General features: G+C 72.8%; 9 protein-coding genes. 6 read left to right on the top strand and 3 right to left on the bottom strand.

Features of this window, described 5'->3' with window-relative positions; genetic code table 11:
* Positions 1–28: 28 nt before the first annotated feature.
* Positions 29–1,375, top strand: a complete 1,347-nt coding sequence (locus tag ACZ5OX_RS17865; RefSeq protein ID WP_465630833.1) for an NtaA/DmoA family FMN-dependent monooxygenase — start codon at positions 29–31, stop codon at positions 1,373–1,375.
* A gap of 70 nt (positions 1,376–1,445) precedes the next feature.
* On the opposite strand, the gene ACZ5OX_RS17860 is transcribed toward ACZ5OX_RS17865, so the two are convergent.
* Positions 1,446–2,831: a cellulose binding domain-containing protein gene (locus tag ACZ5OX_RS17860; RefSeq protein ID WP_465630831.1), complete on the bottom strand. Its 1,386-nt coding sequence runs from the start codon at positions 2,829–2,831 to the stop codon at positions 1,446–1,448.
* Between the two features lie 439 nt (positions 2,832–3,270).
* On the opposite strand from ACZ5OX_RS17860, the gene ACZ5OX_RS17855 reads away from it, so the two are divergent.
* Both ACZ5OX_RS17855 and ACZ5OX_RS17850 read left to right on the top strand, forming a co-directional pair.
* On the top strand, positions 3,271–4,188 hold the full coding sequence (locus tag ACZ5OX_RS17855) for a polyphosphate kinase 2 family protein (protein WP_465630830.1): 918 nt from the start codon (positions 3,271–3,273) through the stop codon (positions 4,186–4,188).
* A 62-nt stretch (positions 4,189–4,250) separates the two neighbouring features.
* A complete protein-coding gene (locus ACZ5OX_RS17850) occupies positions 4,251–6,992 on the top strand; it encodes a cation-translocating P-type ATPase (RefSeq protein WP_465630829.1) in 2,742 nt (913 codons plus the stop codon).
* A 165-nt stretch (positions 6,993–7,157) separates the two neighbouring features.
* Here the strand turns inward: ACZ5OX_RS17850 and ACZ5OX_RS17845 are convergent, their stop codons facing one another.
* Together ACZ5OX_RS17845 and ACZ5OX_RS17840 are read right to left on the bottom strand one after the other, a co-directional pair.
* On the bottom strand, positions 7,158–8,612 hold the full coding sequence (locus ACZ5OX_RS17845) for a hypothetical protein (RefSeq protein ID WP_465630827.1): 1,455 nt from the start codon (positions 8,610–8,612) through the stop codon (positions 7,158–7,160).
* A complete protein-coding gene (locus tag ACZ5OX_RS17840; protein ID WP_465630826.1) occupies positions 8,609–14,167 on the bottom strand; it encodes a hypothetical protein in 5,559 nt (1,852 codons plus the stop codon). Before ACZ5OX_RS17840 ends, ACZ5OX_RS17845 begins: the two co-directional genes overlap by 4 nt.
* A 359-nt stretch (positions 14,168–14,526) precedes the next feature.
* Here ACZ5OX_RS17840 and ACZ5OX_RS17835 point away from each other — a divergent pair, with 359 nt between their 5' ends.
* The 3 genes from ACZ5OX_RS17835 to ACZ5OX_RS17825 all read left to right on the top strand — a co-directional run bounded on the left by ACZ5OX_RS17835 (position 14,527) and on the right by ACZ5OX_RS17825 (position 19,802).
* Positions 14,527–15,255, top strand: a complete 729-nt coding sequence (locus ACZ5OX_RS17835) for a DUF4232 domain-containing protein (RefSeq protein ID WP_465630824.1) — start codon at positions 14,527–14,529, stop codon at positions 15,253–15,255.
* 274 nt (positions 15,256–15,529) lie between these two features.
* Positions 15,530–17,377, top strand: a complete 1,848-nt coding sequence (locus ACZ5OX_RS17830; RefSeq protein ID WP_465630822.1) for a glycoside hydrolase family 15 protein — start codon at positions 15,530–15,532, stop codon at positions 17,375–17,377.
* Between the two features lie 397 nt (positions 17,378–17,774).
* Entirely contained in the window at positions 17,775–19,802 is a 2,028-nt protein-coding gene (locus ACZ5OX_RS17825) for a PEP/pyruvate-binding domain-containing protein (RefSeq protein WP_465630820.1), read from the top strand.
* Positions 19,803–19,806: the final 4 nt, after the last annotated feature.

The following is a 19,806-nucleotide window of genomic DNA, read 5'->3' as shown; positions in this document are numbered from 1 at the left end:
GCATCACTCGGTCAACGGAGAGCACCCCATGCGCACCCTCAGGCTCGGCCTGTTCGACAACGCCCAGACCAACGCGGGCGGCACCGCCACCTGGCGTCACCCCGACAGCCGCCGGCACCTGTTCGACACCCTCGGGTACTGGCGCGGGATCGCGCGGCTCTGCGAGGACGCCAAGCTCGACTTCCTCTTCCTGGCCGACGCCTGGGGCTGGTCGGAGATCGACGGGGTGCGCCCGCCGATCGCCACCGAGGAGGCCCTCGACCTGCCGCGCCTGGACCCGTTCGTGATCGCCTCGGCGCTGCTGGCGAGCACCACCGACCTGGGCCTGGTGGTGACCGGCTCGGTGCTGGTGGAGCCGCCGTACGCGTTCGCCCGCCGGCTGGCCACCCTGGACCAGCTGTCCGGCGGCCGGATCGGCTGGAACATCGTCACCACCGGCACCGCCGACACCGCGGTCAAGGCCTTCGGCATGGACATGGTGGCGCACGACGACCGGTACCGGATGGCCGAGGACTTCCTCGACCTGGTCTACAAGTACTGGGAGGGCGCCTGGGAACCCGGCGCCCTGGAGAAGGACAAGGCCGGCCGCTTCGCCGACCCGGCGAAGGTGCACCCGGTCGAGCACGAGGGCCCGTACTTCCGCTCGCACGGCTACGGCAACACCGCCCGCTCCCCGCAGGGCACCCCGGTGCTGTTCCAGGCCGGCGCCTCCCCGGCCGGGCGGCGGGTCGGCGGGCGGCACGGGGAGTGCATGTTCGTCGGCAGCGGCTCGGTGGAGCAGCTCGCCGGGCACACCGCGGCGATCCGCGAGGAGGCCGTACGGGCGGGCCGGCGCGCCGACGAGGTCAAGGTGATGTCGGCGTTCTCCTGCGTGCTCGGCGCCACCACCGCCGACGCCGAACGTCGCTGGCAGCGCGTCCTGGACGCCCAGCGCCCGGAGGTCGCCGTCGCCAGCTACGCCATGTTCACCGGCCTCGACCTGTCCTCGTACCCGCCGGACACCCCGATGTCCGAGCTGTCCACCGAGCTGTCGCGGACCCAGGTCGCCCGGTTCGCGGACCGGACCGTCGGTGACGTGCTCGCCGACTGGCACACCCACGGCGTCGGCGCCCGCCCGGTGGTCGGCACCGCCGAGGAGATCGCCGACGAGATCTGCGCCCTGGCGGAGGGCGCCGACCTGGACGGCTTCCTGCTCTCGCCGACCGTGCAGCCCGCCTCCACCACGGAGTTCGTCGAGTCGGTGCTGCCGGTCCTGCGCGCCCGCGGCGTCCTGCGCGGCGAGTACACCGAGGGCGAGTCGCTGCGCGAGCGGCTGACCGGCGCGTCCGACCGGGCGCTGCCGGCCAGCCACCCGGCCGCGCGGCACCGGCACTGATGGATGACGGCCCGTCAGATCTTCTGCCGCGAGGGCCGGACCCCGTTCCCAGGGGTCCGGCCCCCGGTCGTCAGGATGCGGGGACGGAGTCGGTGAAGGAGGTCCCGGCGGCGCGGTAGGCGGCGACGGCGCCGTTCACCTGGGCGGGGCTCAGCACCTGGTCCTTGACGTGCAGGACGTAGTCCACCTGCTCCTCGTAGGCGCGCTCCTCGGTGCCGCCGTGGCCGGCCAGGTCGGTGAGCCACTGGTTGAAGGCGATCACCATCGGCCGCTCCGGGAGGTACCGGGCGTCGTGGCGGGCGAACTCGACGCCGTCGACGTGGTAGACGATGCCGCCGGCGTCGATGGTCAGGACGAGGTCGTGCCAACCGGCGAACGAACTCCGGGACGTGGCGTACACGTTGTCGGAGCGTTCGGGGCCGTACGTCTCCCACGAGGTGGCGAAGAAGATGTTCGACGGCTCGCCCCAGCCGCCGTTGGGCAGGTACTCGAAGTCGTACTCGGAGTAGTCGTCGGCCATCGGGGCCTTGAGGTCGTTGATCGCGAAGAAGCTCTGCACGAGGTGGTCGCCGTCCGGGCCGGTCACCGGGGCGTCGGCGAAGCGGACCCGGGCGGCGTACGTGCCGTACCGGAACTTGGTCGCCCGGCTGTGGAACTCGCTCTGCCGGGTGGACTCCGCCGTCCCGGCGGTGGTGGTCCGCAGGGTCATCACCGAGTTCCCGGCCTGCCGGGCGAAGGTGACGTTCTCGGCCGCCCAGCTCGCCCCGCCCACGCCCGGTCCGCCGCCGCCGGAGCGCGCGTTCCAGCCGTGGGCGGCGAGCGCCGGGTCGTCGTGGCCGGTGTAGTCGAGGTCGTCGAAGAGCACCTGGCCGGCCGGGACGCCGGGGCCGCCGGGGGCGGTGCCCCAGACCTGGACGCCGGCGACGCTCGCGGTGACCCTGGCCCAGTCCGCGTACGCGGTCTGCTCGGCGCCGAAGGAGTAGTCGTCGCCCTGCTCCACCGGCTGCCAGTCGGAGCGGTGGAAGCGCAGCTGCAGGTCCCCGCTGTCCGCCCCGGGGGCCAGCGTCCCGGCGCCGGCGGTGAAGCCGATCTCCAGGTAGCGGTCGGCGGCCGCACCGGGGGTGGTGACGGTGCCGAAGGTGCCGGTGACGTTGGCGCAGCCCCGGACGGCCCAGTCGCAGGCGAAGCGGTAGCCGGCGGGCGGGGCGTCGGCCGTGAAGTAGTAGCGCAGCTTGACCTGGCTCAGCGCGACCGGCGCGGAGCCGGTGTTGACGACCTTGAGCCACGGCGAGGCCTGGGCGTTGCCGCTGCCGCCGTTGCGGTACCGCACGGTGAGCGGTTCGCCTGCGGCCGCGGCCGGCAGGGCGCCGAGGAGGCTCGCGCCGAGCCCGGCGGCGACGGCGGCGGCGAGCGCCGCGCGGACGCGGGGGCGCCGACGGCTGCTTCGGGTGTCCATGGGGGGTTCCTCTCCTGACGTGGGGGTCGGCGCGCGGCTCCGGCGGAGGGGAGCCCGGTCCCACCTCGGCGGTGGGGGAGGAGGTGGCGGGCCGCGCGATCAGAAAGTGGCATAGACCAATGTGGGCGTCAACCCCGCCCCGGCGGATCGGCCGGAACCCGGCCGTGCGCCGACGGGAGTGGCCGCCGGGAGTGGCCGGCGGAGTGGCGGGTGGGAGTGGTCGACGGCGGGGCTGCCACGGCGTCTCCCCGGAAGGACACCGCCGGATTGACACCGCCGTCAGGGGGCCACAGCGTGGCAGGTAGCACTTCTCCCGCCCTGGTCGGTCCCGGTTCCGCCGTGTCGACGACACCGACACCGACGCGGACACCGACGCGGACGGGGACGGCACGACGGGCCTCGTGGTGCCCGCCGGACCCGAGAGGAACCGGTACGGACGATGTCGGACGGAAAGACGGCCAGGCGCATCGCGAAGTTCATCAAGCCGCTGCGGGTGAAGCCGGGTTCGCGGGTGAACCTCGTGGAGGACTTCGACCCCCGGTACAAGGCGGGCATGCGCAAGCGTGACGGCGTCGAGCTGCTGCGCACCGGCGTGTCGCTGCTCTCGGAGTACCAGGCGCGGCTGGCGGCCCAGGACACCTACGGGGTGCTGCTCTGCCTCCAGGCACTCGACGCCGGCGGGAAGGACGGCACGATCCGTCACGTCATGAGCGGGGTGAACGCGCAGGGCGTGCACGTGAGCAGCTTCAAGGTGCCCTCCACGGAGGAGCTCGACCACGACTTCCTGTGGCGGTACGCCCAGCGGCTCCCGGCGCGTGGGGACATCGGGATCTTCAACCGGTCGCACTACGAGGAGGTCCTCGTGGTGCGGGTCCACCCGGAGAACCTCGACCGGCAGAGGCTGCCGCAGGACGCGAAGGGCCCGGGTGTCTGGCACCGCCGCTACCGGGAGATCAACGACTGGGAGCGCTACCTCACCGACAACGGGTTCAAGGTGGTGAAGATCTTCCTGAACCTCTCCAAGGAGGAGCAGCGCCGCCGCTTCCTGGCGCGGATCGACATGCCCGAGAAGAACTGGAAGTTCTCCGAGGCCGACCTCCGCGAGCGCGAGTACTGGGACGCCTACCAGGAGGCGTTCTCCGACATGCTGTCGGCCACCAGCACGCCGTGGGCCCCCTGGTACGTCGTGCCGGCCGACCGCAAGTGGTTCGCGCGCATCTGCGCGGCGGCGGTGCTCGCGCACACGCTGATCGGGATCGATCCGCAGTTCCCCACGCTCGACGAGCAGGCCCGGAAGGGACTGAACGCGGCCAAGCGCCGGCTGGAGGCGGAGGCCCCCGGGGACGCCCGCGGGTGAGTCGTACGCGCGGACCCCGGCATCCCCGGCCCCCGGCATCCCCGGACCTTGAGGAGTGAAGAATGGCGGATCAGGCTGGGCCGTCCGGCCCGCAGGAGTCCCCGGCCCCGTGGTACGCGCGGCCGCCCCGGGAGGTCGCGGCCTCGCTCGGGGTGGACCCGGCGGCCGGGCTCACCGCCGCCCGGGCGGCCGAACTGCTCGCCGCCGACGGGCCGAACGCGCTGCCCGAGGAGAAGACGCGGCCGGACTGGCTGCGCTTCCTCGACCAGTACCGCAGCTACATGCAGATCATCCTGCTGGCGGCGGCGGTGGTCTCGTTGGCGATCAAGGAGTGGACCACCGGCGTCCTGCTGATCGTCCTGACGCTGTTCAACGCGGTGGTCGGCCTGCGGCAGGAGGGCAAGGCCGAGAGCGCGATGAACGCGCTGAGGTCGATGATGAAGGCCACCGCGCGGGTGCGGCGGGACGGCACGGAGGCGGAGATCCCGGCCGAGCAGCTGGTCGTGGGCGACGTGGTGCTCGTCAGGGCGGGCGACGAGGTCCCGGCGGACGGAAGGATCGTCGAAGCCAGCGCGCTGCAGATCGACGAGTCGGCGCTGACCGGCGAGAGCGTCCCCGCCGCCAAGGACGCCGGCACCCTGCCGGCCGAGCCGCTGGGGCCGGGCGACCAGACCAACATGGCGTTCATGAACACCCCGGTCACCCACGGCAGCGGGCTGCTCGTCATCACCGCGACGGGCGCCGGCACCGAACTGGGCAAGATCTCCGGGATGCTGTCGGCGACCGAGAAGGAGCAGTCGCCGCTCACCAGGCAACTCGACACGCTGACGCTGTGGATCGCGGCGGCGGCCGGTCTGACCATGGTCGTGATGTTCGCGCTCGGCCGCAGCCGCGACCAGGCGTGGGACGCCCTCTTCATCAGCGCGGTCTCGCTGGCCATCGCGGCCATCCCGGAGGCGCTGCCGACGGTCAGCCAGGTCATCCTCTCCGTCGGCAGCCTCAACCTGGCCAAGCGCAACGCGATCGTGAAGGAGCTGCCGTCCGTCGAGACCCTCGGCTTCACCTCGGCCATCAACTCCGACAAGACCGGCACCCTGACGATGAACCAGATGACGGTCGTGGAGGTGCTCAGCCCCACCGACCGCTACACCGTCTCCGGCACCGGCTACCGCCTCGACGGGCGGATCCACCACGCGGCGGGCTCTGCCCCGAGCATCGAGGAAGCCGTGCTGCCCTACCTGGTCGCCAACGACGCGAAACTGGTCGACGGCGAGGTCGTCGGCGACCCGACCGAGGGCGCCCTGCTCGTCCTCTGCCACAAGGCCGGGCTGGACATCGAGGGCAGCCGGGAGCGCTTCCCCCGGCTCGCCACGCTGCCGTTCGACCCGAGCTACAAGCTGATGGCCAGCTTCAACGAGGCGAAGGACGCAGACGGCCGGGCGGTGGTGCGGTGCTTCGTGAAGGGCGCGGCCCCCGCGGTCACGGCCCGCGCCTCCTCGGCCGTCTCGGACGGCGTGGTCGTCCCCTGGGACGCGGACCTCGACGGACGCGCCCTGGCGCAGACCGAGCGGATGGGCGGCGAGGGGCTGCGGGTGATGGCCGGGGCCGTCCGCGACCTGGAACCGGCGGACTTCGACCCGGACGGCGACCTGCTGGCGTACGTCCGGGACCTGCGGATGACCAGCCTGGTGGCCATGGTCGACCCGCCGCGCGAGGAGTCCCGGGCCGCGGTCGCCAGCGCGCAGGCCGCCCACATCCGGGTCCGGATGGTGACCGGCGACGATGTCACCACCGGCGCGGCCATCGCCCGCAAACTCGGCATCGAGGGGGAGGCCGTCCTCGGCGCCGAGTTCGCCGCCCTGCCGGAGCGCGAGCGACTGGCCCGGATCGACGGCATCGGCGTCGTCGGCCGGGTCGCGCCCGAGCACAAGGTGCTGCTCGCGGCCACGCTCAAACAGAAGGGCGACGTGGTCGCGATGACCGGCGACGGCGTCAACGACGCGCCGGCGATCAAGGCCGCCGACATCGGCATCGCCATGGGCAGCGGCACCGACGCGGCGAAGAACGCGAGCCGCATGGTCCTCGCCGACGACAACTTCGCCACCATCGTCCACGCCGTGGCGGAGGGCCGGAAGCTCTACGACAACCTCACCAAGTACATCCGGTTCGTCCTGGTGCTGCTGGTGACGTTCGTGCTGACCTTCCTCGGCGCCACGATCCTGAACATCGCCGCGGGCGAGCCGTTCACCCCGGCGCAGGTCCTGTGGGTCCACTTCGTGGTCAACGCCCCGTTCGGCTTCGCCCTGGGCTTCGACCAGGAGAGCCCCGGCCTGATGCGGCGCACCCCGCGCCCGCGCGGCGAGACGGTGCTGACCAGGCCCGTGATGGTCACCGTCGGACTCGCCGGGCTGGCGATCACGGTCGCCCTGCTCGGACTGATCAAGCTCGGCGAGGTGCGCTACCACAGCGCGCACGTCGGCAACTCGATCGCGTTCACCGCCTTCGCGCTCTGCCTGATCGTGGCGGCCTACGAGTGCCGCAGCGAGCGCGCCACCGCGCTGAGCGTCCGCACCTTCGACAGCAGGCAGATGAACCTGGCGGCCCTGGGCGAGTTCGTCCTGGCGGTGCTGGTCACCCAGATGGACGCCTTCCACCGCATCCTCGGGACCACCGACATCGACGCCCGGCAGTTCGGCTGGGCCCTGCTGGCCGCCGTCGCCCTCCTGCTGCTGTGGGAACTGGGCAAGTTCGCGGCCCGCAGAACGCCGGCCGCCCGTGCCGCGGCGCCCGACCCCCGGCGGTGACGGTGTTCCGGAGCCCCTGAGGAGTTCTTGACGACCTTGCTTTCGAGGACGCGCTGGAAGAGCACCCGGGGGCGGCACCCGAGGGTCGGTACAGGCGAACCAGTCTCGGAGGGTTGGCGCGCCGAGGCGACCGCCACCGGCGCGCCGTCGGGAAGCTTTCAAGCTTCAGTGGTTCAGGCTGAGTTGCTCGAACAGCCGGTGCAGGGCGGCGCCGGCGAGGTGTTCGCGGTGGCTGAGGCAGTTGCGGGCGTCGAGCAGGACGAACAGGGTCTGGGCCTGGGCCTGGGTGAACCGGAGCCGGCCGTGGCGCTTGGCGGCCGCGAGCTGGCCGAGCTCCAGGGAGCGCAGCCGCTCGGTCGTGCTGGTGCCGGCGGGCATGGTGCGGTCGGAGCCGTAGACGGCGAGCATCTCGGCAGGGGGAAGAGTGGCGGTGGGCAGCACCCTGGTCGCCAGGGCCTCGCGGGCGTCGTCGATGAGCGGGAGCAGGGTGCGGTTCTGGGCCAGCCAGACGCGTTTGTCCAGAGTGGAGCCGCTGGACGTGGCGGGGTGGGGGCGCAGGTGGCCGTCCCAGGAGTCGACGGCGCCGGCGTTCCACCGCGGATGCAGGGCGGCGGGCGGTTGCGGGGCCAGGCCGCCGCTGTGCTGGGTGGGGGAGGGGGAGCCACCAGGGGCGGGCGCCGGGACACGGGTGTCCCCGCAGGCGCCGCTCAGGGCGGTGGACAGGCTCTCGGGCCGGCCGTCCCAGGAACGCGCGAGGGCGGCGGCGAGGTCGAGGTGGGGGCCGCAGACCTCGACGATGGTGGCCTGGACGAGCACCTCCTCGATGCGGTGGCGGCCGGTCAGCGCGGCGCGGGCGCGCAGCGGACGGTTGACGGCGGTGACCGAGGCAGTGTCGAGGCGGCCGAGGGCTCCCCACCACCAGTGGACGGCGACGTCCTCGCCCCTGAGCCGGTCCGGATAGTCGGGAGGCAGGTCGTCGGGGGTGGCGATGACGAGCAGCCGCGGGCGCTGGTCGGGCGCCAGGCCGGCGGCCTTGGCGGCGGCGGGCAGACGCAGCAGGAGCTGGGCGAGCGCCTCGGGGTCCTTCTCGTCGGCGGCGTCCAGGACGTAGACGCACCCGTCGGCGTGATCGGTGGTCAGCCGGTCGTACACGGAACCGGCCGACGCGCCGGGCAGGAGGCCTTCGAGGCGGGCCTCCAGGTCCCGGACGCGGTCGGGCGCGACGCGGGGGCGGGGGACGGGCGGTGCGGGCGCGGGGGCCACGGCCGGGCCGGCTCCGAAGATGGAGGCCATCATCCCGGTGAGGAAGCTGTCGTCGATGTCGAGCACGGGCGGCTGGCCCGACCACAGCGGCTCGGGCTCGGGCTCGTCCGGCTCGGGTTCGTCCGCTGCCGACGGTGCGCCCGGTGGCGGCACCCGCAGCCAGTGGGGCTGGGTGGTGAGGATGCCGGGCAGGAGCGCCGCCGAGTCCGGCATCGCGGCGGGGACGAGCAGCAGGCAGCTGTGCCCGGCGGCCAGGTCCTTGGCGACGCGTCGTATCCAGAGCCGGACGCCGGGCAGTGTGGTGAGGGAGTGGGGGTCGGAGCCCGCCGCGGTCCGAGGCCCGGAGTCGGCCGTCACTCCTGCCCCGCCGTGGCGGCCAGGGCGCGGAAGGTCACCGGGTCGAGCGCTATCCCGTTGTCGCCCTCATCCAGCACCCCGAGGTCGGTGAGCCGCCGGACGAGGTCCAGGACCTGGTCCTCGGGTACGTCGATGATCGACGCGATCCGGGCGGGGGTGTCCTCCTCAGGGGTCTCCAGGAGTTCGGTCCAGCGGGTGAGGAGCTCGGCGAGGTTCCTGTCGAGACCGACCTTCTGCAGGTGCACGGCACCGAAGTCGGCGCGGGTCGTCGCGTTGCGGACGCCCTCCAGGGCGGCGTCGACGGAGGTGCCGGTGCGGGAGACCTGGTGGACCGTCTGCTCCACCAGCTCCGGCCAGCCGCCGGTGGCCTCCACCAGCCGGCGCCGACGCTCGGGCGTCTCGAAGGGGGACTCGGGCCAGGCGCGCAGGCTGTCGGCCGTCCACCGCTGGGGCCGGATCGCCTCACCGATGAGGTCGGTGCGCTCGTAGACGCCCATCGGGTCGACGATGATCACCGCGGAGCGCGCGGCGGGGCTCGCCGCGGCGGTGTGCTCGCGCAGGCGGTCGAGGGCGTCGGTCAGTTCGGTCTGGCTGCGGCGGCGGAGGTCGACGATGACCAGCTGCGCGTCCTTCTCCTTCGCCTTCGCCTTGGCGAGCGCGGTGAGGCGGGACTTCAGACCGGGGCCGTCCGTGCGGTGCACGGTGATGCCCCGGGCGGCGGCGTAGGCCTCGACGGCGTCGACCACCAGGGACGGGCGCAGCACCTCGGTCACGCACACCGCGCTCACCCCCTGGCCCGTGACGGTGTGCAGCTGGTCCTCGGTGAGCGGACTGAACGTCTGGATTCCGCTGGGGGAGTGGCCGAGCAGCCGCCGGGAGTAGCGCGGGTTGTACTCGATGGGCAGCCGGAACTCGGTGTCGCGCAGCTCGTGTTCGAGCGCGTCGGGCGTGCCGAGGACACCGACGACGTTGGGACTGCGGACCGCGTAGGTCGGGTCGTCGCCGGGCTGGCGGACCAGCAGACCGAGGCCCACCATCTCGTCCAGGTAGATCCGCACCTGGCTGGAGTTGAGGTTGTCGAAGCCCTCCCGCCAGCGCTCGCGGGCCTCCTGGAGGAGCTCGTCGGGCTGGTAGCCGCGCCGGTGCGCGTCCTTGAGGCTGAGCAGGGCGATCACCAGGGTGAGCACCCGGTAGCGGTCCTCCAGGTTGATCGTGATGCGCATCCGCTCGGCGATGCGTTCGCGGACCTGCGGCGAGGCGGTGACGGCGCGCACGTCGGCCTCGGTGACGGTGATGGGCCACCGGTCGGCGACGGGCTTGGCACGCAGCGCCGAGACGAGCTGGTCGCAGAAGATCTGCACCAGTGACGCCTGGAAGTTGGTCGCCGCCAGCACCTGCCAGGCCAGCTCGGGCCGCTCGAAGGTGTAGCCGAGCGCGGCCATCGGCTCGACGACCAGCGGCTGTGCCTCGGTGGGGTGGAGCGGGCCGACCAGGACGTCCGGCCCGCCGTGGGTGAGCGGGACGTTGGACAGCGTGCCGAAGCGCTGGACCTGGTGGAGGCCGGCGAAGACGACCTTGAAGCGGCGCCCGGTGCTGTCCATCAGCCGCTTGAGCCGCAGGACGTTGGGGAACGTCGACTCGCCGCCGTGGCCGTTGGCGGAGCGGGAGTCGGCGGTCAGGAAGGCGTCGGCCTCGTCCGCCAGCACGAGCAGGCGCCGCTGGGGGTCGGCAGTGAGCCAGTCTTCGATCTGCTCCAGCACCTTGTCCGGGACCCACTTGGTGCCGACCTGCTCCAGCACGCCCACGCGCTGCAACTGGGCGGCGAGGTTGGGCCAGATCCGCTCCGCCGGCTCGGCCTCGCCGATCCCGTGGGCCTTCAGGTCGAGGTAGACGACCTTGTGATGCTCGGTGGCGAAGGTGGACTCGACCCGGCGCAGCAGTGCGGACTTGCCCAACTGGCGTCCGCCGTAGAGGAACAGGCCACCCAGGGGGTCGACGACCTGGTTGATCTCCTGGGTGCGGCCGTAGAACACCTCGGGCGGCACCAGGCCGGCGACGAACGGCGTGTAGGGGTTGAATCCGGTCCAGGGCAGGGTGACGCGCTGAAGCGCGCGGAAGCTGCGCGGCGAGCGTGCGGCGATCCAGCCGAGCACCGCCGGGTCGACGACCAGCGCCTGACGGGCGCCCGCCCGGGCGCGCTCGGCGAGCTTGCGGCGGCCGGCGAGCCCCAGCGGGTGCAGGTAGAGGATCAGCGTGGCACCGCTGTCCCGTGCGTCCAGCAGGTCCAGGACGCTGCGGCCGACCGCCTCCTCGGGGACGATGACGACGGTGTACCGGCCCTGGGCCCGGGAGCCGAGCGAGGCGACGTAGCCGGGCCTGGACTCGCTGACCTTGGCGCGTACGGTCGTGCGCAGCAACCCAATGCGACGCTGGCCGTCGTCGACGTGGGTCAGGGAGCCGGGGTCGACCTCCAGGCCCAGCAGGCGCAGCACCCGCGGGAGGTGCCGCTGCCACTCGCGCGCCCGGGTGGAGGCGTTGCACAGCGCCTCCCACGCCTCCAGCGCGGGCCCCACGGCCTCGGTCAGCTCGCCGTTCGGGGCGTAGCGCCGGGCCCAGGGCTCGGCGCTGTAGCCCTGGCCCTGCCGCTGGGTGACGCTCAGGCCCAGGCCGGCGGAGAACTCGGTGAGGTCGGCGCCCCAGTCCAGGGCGCTCCAGTCCGGCAGCGGCTCGCCGCGCCTGGCCAGCGCCAGGTACTCCGCGGCGGTGACCAGGTCGTGCTTGTCCAGCGCCTGCTCGAACCGGGTGCGGTCGGTCTCGGAGAGCTCCAACTCGGCGATGTCGGCGCGCAGTTGCCCGGCGTACGCGGAGACCGCCTCGCTCAGCCGCCCGGCCAGTGCCCGGACCTGCTCCACCGCCGCGCGGTAGGCGCCGTCGGGCCGGGGCTGCTCCAGTCCGGCCAGTTCGGCGCTGAACTTCCGCTCCGCGGCCGAGTCCGGCGCCTGCTGGATCCGCAGTTCGGCCAGCAGCCCGGAGGCGTCGGCGTGCTCGGCCCGCAGCCGGGTGCTCCAGCTCGCGCGCGCCGCCTCGATCGTCCGGGCGTGGTCGGCCCGCACGGGCGCCTCACCGACGGCCGGCACCGCGCCCTCGCCGAGCGCCGCGGCCAGCGCCTCGGCGAGGTGCAGGTCGCCGTGCTCGCAGTGCGCCCGCAGCGCCGCGTCGCCGTCGATCCGCGACAGCAGCGGCGACAGCGCCGCCTCGTCGAAGCCGTCCGCGTCGGGGTCGGGACTGCCGTCACCCAGCCGCGGCAGGCCGGCCAGGACGAGCAGCGGCCGTACGTCGGGCCGGTGGTCGCGCAGGTCCTCCGGGAAGCCCTCGTCGTCACCGACGCTCAGCGCGGTCGCCGCGGGCGCCTTGCCGCACAGCCACTGGCGCAGCAGGTGCAGCAGCGCGCCCTCCACCCCGGGAGGCGCCGGCTCGTTCGTCACACGGGTCAACACGCCCTTCAGCGACCCGGAGAGTCCGGCGCCGGCCTGGGACGCTGCGATGCTCCGCGCCCGGTCCAGCAGGTCGCTGACGCTCGCGATCGCCCGCAGCAGCGCCTGCTTGGCCTTGGCCTCGATCGGCTCTCGAGCCTGCTTGCTGGTGCGTACCATGACGTCGGCGTCCAGGATCAGCCGCTCACCGCAGTCCCGCCGCGCGAACTGCTCGGCCACCGCGTCCAGAGCCTCCAACCCCGCCCGGCCTTGCGCCCACTCCACGATCGTCTGCAGCGTGGTGCCCAGCGGCTGCCCGTCCGACGCCAGGCGGGTCAGCACCTGCGTCGCCCGCGCGTAGCTGGTCCTGCGCTGGGGCAGCGTCACCAGCAGCTCGCGCGCCTGGTCGCCGATCACCTCCCGGGTCAGCCCCGGCGCCGGGTCCACCAGCCATCCGCCGGCCGGGTTCACCCGCTGGCAGTGGCGCACGGTCGACGCGGCGGCCTCCAGCAGCCGCGCCCAGGGCGCGGGCAGACCGGTGATCGGCTCCGCCTGGTTGAGCAGGTCGTTAGGCCAGCCCGCCACCAGGCCCGCGCGCAGCGAGGCCACAGTGGCGGCGATCTGCGCGCTCCGGTCGTCCCGGAACTCGGCGGCGCCGTGCCCGAAGGCGGAAAGCACTGCAGTGGCCGTGTCGTTGTCCTGGCACGCGAACGCGGCCTCGGCGAACGCCAGGGTGTCGGCGCGCAGTGCGCCCTCGTCCGAGCCCCGGGTGTACCAGAACGCCTCGGCGAGCCGGCCCTGGCGCACCAGTTCGGCCACCGGGCCGGCACCTCCGGCCGACGGCTCCCAGGGGAGGAAGGCCAGGCGCTGCTCCTGCTCCTCTTCCTCCTCCGGCTCCGGCTCCTGCTTCGGTTCGGCGACGGTCACCGGCCGGGCCGTCGACTCGGACGTGGGCGGTTGCGCCGGGGTGGACTTCGGTACCGGCTCCTCCCGCAGTTCCGGCGTCGGCTCCGGGTCGGCCGCCGGAGCGGTGTCGTCGTCAGGCCCGTCCTCGTCCGCGGGGATGGCGTCCGCCACCGGCTCCGGCTCCTCCACCGCTTCCGGCGTCGGCTCCGCGGGCGGTTCCGGCTCCGCGGGCGGTACCGGCTCTGCGGGCGGTACCGCGGGCGGTTTCGGCGCCGCGTCCTCTGCGACGGCGGGCGCCTGTTCCGGCATCAACTGTTGGGGCAGGTCCAGGGATGCGGCCGCCGGTGTGGGCAGTACGCCGCCGAGTTCTACGATCTGCTCCGCGATCCGGCCCCGGGCCGACTCCAGGCCGGCGCGGGCGACCTCGTCGTCCTCCTCCTGCAGCATGTCGGCGTACCGGTCATAGCGGACCCGCAGCTCCGCGGCCCGTGCGTGGCGGGCCGCGGCCTGCTGCTGCGCCGCGGCGAGCTCCGCGATCACCGCGTCGAGGTCCTCGAATGTCGCGGCCGCGTCCCACCGTTGCCCGGTACCGGTGATCTGCTCGGCGAGCCGGGCCCGGTCGGCCGTGTACACGGCCAACCTGTCGTCCAGGTCCGCTGGTTCGACCGTGCCGCCGCTCTCGACCAGGTCCGCGAGGGCGCGCAGGTCCCCCGCCAGCGCGGCGGCCGCGTGCCGCAGGGCCTCCGCGGCGGCGGACAGGTCCTGGGGGGCCGGCTGGCTCTTCACCTGAACGTTCCTCTCCTGCTCGGATTCGGGGGCCAACGGCGCGGTCGCTTCCCGGCCCGCCGGATCACGGTGGTCGGGCACCGCCGTGCCGGGGGTGTCGGCGCACCGTAGCAGCTCCACGACGGCGACGTCCCAGTCCTCTTCGAGCTCCGGGCGGTGCTGAACGAGGTGGTGGAGGCGGGCGTGGGCCAGCACCGGGGGGAGCTGGGTCAGCATCCGGCCGAACCGCTCCGGGTCGGGGTCGCGCAGCTCCTCCGCGGAGAAACCGTGGACTCGCCTCAGCAGGTGGTCCGCGAAGTCGGCCGCCTGCTGCCCGATCGAGTTCAGGACGTCCAGCGGTGCACGCCCCAGGAACGCCCGCGCGGTCAGGAGTTCGCGGCGCTTCCACACGAACTCGCGCGGCCTGCCGTCGACCCGGATACCGGCCAGGAAAGGAAGTGCGGTCGGGACCCGAAGGAAATCGCCCAGCCGTTCGTCTGTGAGGGAGCGAAGCCAACCACGTAGATCACCCGCATCTTGCTGCACAAGCGGGGAGTTTGCCAGACCGCGCAACCGGCCGACACCCATACCGCGAGATCCGCCCACATGGCCGCGCGCATGTCAACCACGCCGCACCTGACCGTATGTCACAGTCCGGTCCCCGCCGTGTCCCGGCGATTGTGACGCCGTTCGTGGCACCGGAACCGGCCGGTCGGCCGTCCTGTGGTGTGTCCGTCGCCAACAGCACGCACCGCCATGGGGGAGCCACCATGACCGTCCGCCGCCACCGCCGCCCGCTGCTCGCCTCCGCCGTCCTCGTCGTCGGGGCGGGGCTCGCGCTGACCGCCTGCGGGCCGGAGAACACCGACGCGGCCGGCGGCTCGACGGCCTCCGCGGCCGCCACGCCCTCCGCGGCCGCACCCGCCACCGGGGCGCCCACCGCGGGCGCACCCGCCACCGGGGCGCCGTCGCACTCCGCTCCGCCGAAGCCGTCCGGCGCGAGCACGTCGGGCGGCACCAAGTCCGACGGGGGGAACGCCGGCGCCGCCGCCCGCCCCTGCGACATCCAGAACCTCTCGATCCAGGTGACGATCCGCTCCGGGGCGCCGAGCCAGCGGGTGATCGAGGTGCACAACACCGGTGCGAGCGCCTGCAGTCTGAGTTCCTCCCCGGCGGTCGACCTGGGCAACTCCACCTCGCAGGACCGGAGCGGGAACATCCGGCCGGTGCTCGCCGGCGGCACCTCGCGCTTCCCGGTCGCGGCCGGACAGAAGGCCTACGCGGTGATCGACCTCGACCCGAGCGGCGCCACCGCCGGCGCCGCCCCCGGCATCAACGAACTCAACGTGCTGGTCGACCAGGACGGCACCAACATGCCCCTCGCGAACACCCGGAACTTCCCGCTCGACAGCGGCGTGCACGTCCTGAACCCCAAGCTGGGCCTCTACCGCTCCACCGTGGCGGACGCGGTCGCCTCCATGGCGGCCGCCCCCAAGTAGCCCCCGAGCGGACCCCTGAGCAGGCCCCCTCCGGCTCGCCGTCCGTGGCGCCGTCCGACCCGCCGTCGCCGGGGGCGGGCGGTCCGCCTCGCACCGGCATCACGGAGCGTGGCCCCGATCACGGAGGGTGAGTCGGAACAAGGCCCCCAGCGACGGTGTTTCCCGGATGAACGGGCACGGCTGCCCGACGGTGGTCCCGCGTCCCGTGGTCCTGTGGTTCCGTGGCACCGGGCACGGCTGACCGGTGTCCGCGCCGCCGCGGTAGGAGGCCGGAATGACATTCGACGATGCCGGATTCGGGGGAGTGGACGGCTCGCGCTACCTGCCGATCGCCGAGCACGGCCTGATCGGCGATCTCAGGTCCGCCGCGCTGGTGGGGACGGACGGCACGATCGACTGGTACTGCTGCTCGCGGTTCGACGCTCCCAGCGTCTTCGCGTCCATTCTCGACGCCGACCGGGGCGGGTCGTTCGAGCTGGCCGCCGACGTGCCGACGCGCACCCGGCAGTTCTACTTCCCCGACACCAACGTGCTGATCACCCGGTTCTTCGCCACCGACGGGGTGGCGGAGATCCAGGACTTCATGCCGGTCGTGGACGAGTCGCGCGAGGCGGGCCGGCACCGGCTGATCCGGCGGGTGGTCTGTGCCCGGGGGACCCTCCCGTTCCGGGTCCGGGTGGCTCCCCGTTTCGGCTTCGGGACCGAGCCGCACACCATGCGCCTGCGGCCGCACGAGGCCGTCTTCGAGTCCCCGTCGATGGCGCTGGCGCTGACGGCCACCGTGCCGCTGGAGCGCGACGGCGTGGACGTGTGGTCGCACTTCAAGCTCCTCGAGGGCGAGTCGGCGGTGTTCGCCCTCGACCGGGTCGGCGGTGACGTCACCCCGAGGTCGTGCCCCCGGGCCGAGGCGGAGGACGAGTTCGAGGCGACGGTGCGGTTCTGGCGCCACTGGCTGGCCGGCTCCCGGTACCACGGGCGGTGGCGCGAGATGGTGCACCGCTCCGCGCTGCTGCTGAAGCTGCTCACCTATGCGCCGACCGGTGCGATCGTGGCCGCGCCGACGACCAGCCTGCCCGAGCGGATCGGCGGCGAGCGCAACTGGGACTACCGGTACGTGTGGGTCCGCGACGCGGCCTTCTGCGTCTACGCGATGCTCCGGCTGGGTTTCACCGCGGAGGCCGAGGCCTTCATCGGCTTCCTCTCCGAGCGGGGCATCCTCCGCGGCGGCGGTGCCGGCATCGGCGACGCGGGGCCGCTGCAGATCATGTACGGGATCGACGGGCGCAGCGACCTGCCCGAGCGCGAGCTGTCGCACCTGGAGGGCTACCTGGGGTCCGCTCCGGTGCGGGTGGGGAACGCCGCCACCGGCCAGCTCCAGCTGGACATCTACGGGGCGCTGATCGACTCCGTCTACCTGTACGACAAGTGGGGGCAGCCGATCAGCAGCGACCACTGGGACCAGGTCGGGGCCGTGGTGGACTGGCTCTGCGACCACTGGGACCAGCCCGACGAGGGCGTCTGGGAGACCAGGGGCGGCCGCAAGGACTTCCTGTACTCGCGGCTGATGTGCTGGGTGGCGATCGAGCGGGCGATCCGGATGGCGAACCGGCGCGGGCTGCCGGCGGATCTGGCCCGCTGGCAGCCCTGCCGGGACGCGATCTACCGGCAGATCATGCGGGCCGGCTGGTCGGCCGAGCGCCGGGCGTTCACCCAGAGCCTGGGCGGCGACATCCTCGACGCCTCCGTGCTGATGATGCCGCTGGCCAAGTTCATCTCGCCCAACGACCCCAAGTGGCTGTCGACCCTGGACGCGCTGGGCGCGGAACTCGTCTCCGACTCCCTGGTCTACCGCTACGACCCGCAGGCCAGCCCGGACGGCCTGCGCGGGGCCGAGGGCACCTTCTCGATCTGCTCGTTCTGGTACGTCGAGGCCCTGGCCCGCGCCGGACGGGTGGAGGAGGCCCGGCTGGCCTTCGAGAAGATGCTCACCTACGCCAACCACCTGGGCCTGTACGCCGAGGAGATCGGCCCGACCGGCGAGCAGCTCGGCAACTTCCCGCAGGCCTTCACCCATCTCGCGCTGATCAGCGCCGCCTTCAACCTCGACCGCACGCTCGGCTGACGCGGAGTCACCCCTCGCCGGGTTGATGCCCCCGGTTGATGTCGGGGTTCCGCGGGAAGAAGAAGACGAACGAAGCCGAATGATCAGGGATTTGCGTGCTTCGGGCGAATTGGGCGCTTATCATCTGAGGTCGTACAGGAATCAACACTTCCGGAAATGCTCGATCGCGCACCGAGCATCGACCGCCCCTGTTGTGACCTCTGCCACAACATGACGCGGCTTCACGCTTTCCCTGACGGAACTCATATGGCCGAATCACTTCGTGATGGCCTGATGTCATATGACCGTTCGTCAAACGTTCATAATGAATGGCAGTGTGTAGGCGGTCGTATCCGACCCTTTCTGCACCATGTGTGTACCGATCGTGCACACGATGACGAATGGCTGAACTGTGCGCATGACCCGTTCGGATCGCAACGACGCGACCACGCGGCCCCGCCTCCTAGGCGCAGGCGAAAAGCTCACCCTCGAGGAGTTCTCCGGACTGGCCGGCCAGGTCGGGGGCTATCCCTATGTGAAGATCGTGCTCGACCGTGACGAGTCGGTGCTCCACTTCATCGACAGCGCCGACGGCATGCTCCACGTCCGCTACATCGGGTGCGAGATCCTCGGCATGTCGATCGACGAACTGGCGGGGCAGCTCGATTCCTTCAACGACGGCGTCTACCGGAATCCCGACCGCCGTTTCTATCTCGGCACCCTCGCCCGCCACACCCGTCGCGCCACGGAAAGCGGCGACGAGGCCGAGACCTTCCTGTCGCTGGAGACGGTCGACGTCGACACCATGTCCCAGGACATGCTGCGGTTCTTCTACCACCGGGTGCGCGAGCACCTCGACCCGTCGCTGCGGCTGGTCCTCAAGCCGGCCTGCCACCAGCAGGAGGTCTACCTCGCCGACATCCCGGAGAGCGAGATACCGCGCGTCCTGTCCCACGAGCTCTACTCCGCGGCCTCGTTCGTGCCGTTGAACCCCGGGACGGCCCACGGGCGGCTGCGGGTGTTCCGCTCGGAGGAGGACTACCGGGCCGCCCCCGAGCCGCTGGAGTGGTACGACATCGTGGTGATGCCCCGGGTGCCCGAGGACATCCCCCGGGTGTCCGGCATCATCCACACCGAGCACACCACGCCGCTCTCCCACATCAACGTGATGGCCGCCGGCTGGCGGATCCCCAACGCCGTCGGCATCGGAGCCTTCGACCGGATCGACCGCGCCGCTCTGGCCGGCCGGTGGGTGGACTACCGCGTCGAGGCCGACGGCGGGGACCTCCTGCTGGAGGCCGCCGAGCCGGGCGAGACCGGGGGAGCGCGGCCGGCCCCGCCGGTCGACCGCGTCACCGTGGACCGGCCCGACCTCGCGCCCACGCCCGTCACCGCGCTGTCCGAACTGCGCGAGGGGGACCACGTACGGTTCGGCACCAAGGCCGCCAACCTCGGCGAACTCACCCACCTGCTGCAACACGGCTCACCCCGCTGGCTCGGCTTCTACCAGGTGCCCCGGCCGCCCCGGGCCGACCTGCTGCGCTACCTGGCCCGGCAGCTCGACCTCCCGGAGGACACGGACGAGGCCGAACTGAACGCCGCCGCACGGCTCCTGGTGAAGGAGTACGCCCACGTGCCGCGCGGGATCGTGCTGCCGTTCTCCCTCCAGCAGCGCTTCCTCGACTCCTCCGAGCAGCTCCGGGAGGCCCTCGACCGGATGGCCGCCGCGCTCGGGGACGAGGCCCCGCGGATCGAGGAACTCTGCCTCGACGTCCAGCGGTTGATCCGTGACACCCCGCTGCCCGACCCGATCCGCACCGAGATCGACCGGGCGGTCGACCGCCACCTGTACGGCGCCCCCGTCCAGGTCGTCCGCAGCTCCTCCAACGCCGAGGACCTGGCCGGCTTCTCCGCCGCCGGACTCTACGAGTCGGTGGCCGGCGTCAGCGGCACCGACGCGCTCCTCGACGCCGTCCGGGAGGTCTGGGCCTCGCTGTTCTCGCCCCGGGCGGTGCTGCTGCGGCGCCAGGCGGGCATCCCCCTGGACCACTGCCGGATGGCCGTGATCGTCCAGGAGCAGGTCGGCGCCACCGTCGGCGGCGTCCTGGTCACCTGCAACCCGCTGAGCCCGCAGGACTTCCGCGACGTCTACCTCAACATCTCGCCGCGCTCGGTGACCGACGTGGTGGACGGCCGGGGCGCCCCGCTCCAGTACCTGTACAACACCATGGAGGGCGGCAGCCGGACCATCTCGCTGGGCACCGCCGCCACCGACCTGGACACCGCCACCAAGGACGTCGTGCGCCGACTGGCCCTGATCAGCCGGCTGTTGCAGTCGCACTTCTCGCCCGACGAGACGTACGCGGCCCCGGTCGACATCGAATGGGCGATCGAGGGCGACCAGATCGGCCTGCTGCAGCTGCGCCCCTTCCGCACCGCCGGCTGACGCG

The sequence above is a fragment of the Kitasatospora sp. NPDC032121 genome (assembly GCF_055580145.1).
Note: the sequence above shows the minus strand (reverse complement) of the source record. Positions and strands in the feature narration are given on the sequence as shown.